The sequence below is a fragment of the uncultured Phenylobacterium sp. genome, from assembly GCF_902826855.1.
GTDB lineage: Bacteria > Pseudomonadota > Alphaproteobacteria > Caulobacterales > Caulobacteraceae > Phenylobacterium.
In genome coordinates this window covers 1-3,078 of record NZ_CADEGK010000326.1, presented here as the reverse complement: position 1 = coordinate 3,078, position 3,078 = coordinate 1, and the positions used below count along the sequence as shown (strand labels likewise).

General features: G+C 72.1%; 1 protein-coding gene and 1 pseudogene. One reads left to right on the top strand and one right to left on the bottom strand.

The window, feature by feature from the left end:
• A pseudogene (locus QZV94_RS24230) lies at window positions 1–1,309 on the bottom strand (hypothetical protein); the annotation flags it as partial.
• 744 nt (window positions 1,310–2,053) lie between these two features.
• Between QZV94_RS24230 and QZV94_RS24225 the strand changes: the two are divergent.
• Window positions 2,054–2,974 carry a hypothetical protein gene (locus QZV94_RS24225; protein ID WP_293682921.1) on the top strand — a complete coding sequence of 307 codons (921 nt, stop codon included), beginning with the start codon at window positions 2,054–2,056 and terminating at the stop codon, window positions 2,972–2,974.
• Window positions 2,975–3,078: the final 104 nt, after the last annotated feature.

Here is a 3,078-nt window from a genome sequence, read left to right as displayed (position 1 = left end):
CGCCTGCGGTGGGGTTTTCAGGGCCGCCGCCATTCGGTCCGCCGCCGCCAGGCGGGTCCAGCGGGAACGTCGGAAGGTCCGGTCCGCCTCCGGTCGGGCCACCGCCTCCGGGGCCATCGCCGCCCGGGCCGCCGGGGCCGCCCACGCCGGTATCAGTCCCCTCCGTCGGCGGCGTGCCGCCGGGCGGGAAGTTCGGCAGGATCGGATTGTCCCTCGGAGGCGCCGAAGGACCGGGCTGGCCCGGAGGCGCCAACGGGTCCCCCTCACCTGGGGCGGGATCGCCGTCGGTCGGGCCCGTGCCACCTTCGCCGCCACCTTCGCCGCCACCTTGGCCGCCGCCTTCGCCGCCGCCAACGCCACCGCCACCGCCACCGCCGGAGCCACCGGCCCCACCGCCGCCGCCACCGAAGCCGCCGCCGCCCAGGCCGCCCAGTCCACCGAGACCATTGTCGGGGCCGAGCGGGAAGGCGCCTTCGCCTGGCGGGGGGTCGAGGAAGGTGAGTCCACCGCCGTCGCCGGAGGGCGGTCCGCCGGTTTCGCCACCAGGGTCCTGCTGGTCGCCGGGGGTCGTGGTCCCAGGGCCCTGAGACACGTCGGTTCCCTGGTCCGGGGTCGGCGAAACGCCGCCGCCACCACCAGCACCGCCGCCGCCATCGCCCCCTGCGCCGAGGCCGCCCGGCTGGGTGGAACCCGCGCCGCCGGCCCCGCCAGCTCCGCCGCCGCCCTGGTCGGCAGGCTCGCCCTTGAACAGGCTCAGGCGCCCGCCGAACATGTCGCCGCCGGCCGTCTCCATGAATGTGGGCGCCGCGATCGCCGAGGCGGAGAGCATCATGAACACCACGCCGCCGTGGCGGCTGGCCTTGCGATGCCAGGGCTCGCCCGGACAGACCTCCGGCCGCACCGCCGCGTGCCAGGGCGCCAGCGCGCAAATCTCACCGTCCGGGCCCATGGTGCGGCCAGGCCACATCCAACTCCACAGCCAGCTGTTCTGCCACCAGCGCGCGAGGGCGAAGTCGAGCGTGCTGGGCCAGATCCAACCGACCACGGCACCCAACGGACCCCAGTGGCGGTGGCCGAATTTCTCGTCGTTCAGCGCGCTCGGCCACAGCCAGGCCAGCCTGGTGCGCAGCCAGGCGGCGCTGCGATCCTCATCCCCACGCGGCTGCGGCCACAGCCAAGCGATCATCGCCGCGCCGGCCCCGCGCCGGGCCGCGCCATCCAGGAGGGGCTGCGGCCATAGCCAGGCTGCAGCGTTGAGCAGACGCCCCCGCCGGGACATTCGCCCCGTACGCATCGTACTGTCGCTCATGGGCGGCGCGCCCCGCGATGGCAGGAACCGGTCGACCTGATCGTGTGAAGGCGCAATTGCCTGTTTACCCTAGCTGCACAACCAGGCGTCGATCCCCACGGACCTCCGCCTACGGTGTAGGTGCCCCAATTCAGCCACAGAGTCGTTAAGTCGACGTGATGCGCGACGCTATGTCTCGCTTTGGGTCGACGGCGCTGGGCAGCGATGGACGTGCGCAAGCCGGCGATGTCGCTCCTTGCAAGTCTGTCGAAATTGGCGAGCATTTCCAGCCGCGCCGGCATCTTCCGTACTCCTCGCGAGGCCGGCGTACAGGCGCCGGCCGAGCCGCAAGACCGTGTCCAAGCTGGACCATGGTCCGCGACTACGAGGGTCGCAATGCAAGACTCCCGCCAAGAGAACACAGGCGCGGGCGGGCCGGCGGCGTCTGCGGAGAACACCCACCTATGGTGGCGCCAGGCTGAAGCCGCGGACCCCGCACGACCCTCTGTGTCGGGATGGCGGAGCCGCGCGGGACGGACCGCCCACGCGCCGGCCGGGGCGACGGATCGCCCCCGCAGCCTCGCTGCGATGTCATGGACCGTGCGTCCCATCCGTCCGTCGACCCCCCGTCGACAACGGCCCACCCCCGTGCGCCGATAACGGTACTACGCGCGACCTCCGAGCCGGGACGCTCGCGTGGACGGAATGTCGCACCCTCGCCTGGCGCGGCGGCTCTGCTAACCTCGCCCGGGAACGGTTGAAGGGATGCGCATGCGCAGGATGGTGCTGGCGGGACTGGTGCTGGCGGGCGTGGGGCTGGGGCTCGCGAGCCCGGCGTCCGCGAAGGATTGCGACCGGTCCTGCGTGGCGGCGACTACGGACGCCGTGCTGGCCGCTTTCCAATCGGGTGCGCCGACCAAGGTGTTGAAGGGCGTACGCATCACCGAGAACGGCCGCGACATCCGCCTGGCCGACAGTCAGCTTCACGCCATCCGCAAGGTGACCTACACCCACGCCTTCTTCGAGCCGGCGGCCGGGGCGGTAGGCGTCCACGGCGCGGCCGAGGCAGCCGGCGGGCCGGAGATCTTCGCCCTGCGCCTGAGGTTGAAGGGCGACCGGGTCATCGAGGCCGAGAGCATCGTCACCCGTCGCGGCGAGGCATCGCTGTTCTCTCCACAGACCATGACCGGCCAGGCGGCGTGGGACCAGGTCCTTCCCCCCGAGCGCCGCACCCCACGCGAAGCGATGATCGCCGCGGCCACCGCCTATTTCGACGGCGTCGAGGCCGAGACCGGGAGCAACGTCCCCGCCGCCCCCGGCTGCGACCGTTGTGAGAATGGGGTCAAGACCACCAACCTGCCGGGCGAGGCGCAGGAGGGCTGCACGGCGTTCTCGCAGCTCGCCTACATCGAGCGCGTGCGTGACCGGCGTATGCCGCTGGTCGATGAGGAGCGCGGCCTGATCTGGGCGCTCGCGGTCCTGGATATCCCCGGCGGGACCTATCCCGCGCCCGTGGGCAGCCGAAGCGCGACGGTGAAGCGCGAGCCGCGCAGCATCCTGATCGCCGAACTGTTCAAGGTCGAGGCCGGCCAGATCCACGCCATCGAGACGGTGATGCGCGATCTCCCCCTGGGCGCCGGCGCTGGCTGGGCCCTGCCGAAGCCGCCCAAGACCAAGAAGAAATAGCCACGAAAAAGGGCCCGCAAGGGGCCCTCATCCGGTGCTGGTTGTGGTGGGGAGTTCAGAGACCAAGGCCAGCGGAACCGAAGGCGGCGACGAGGACGAGGGTG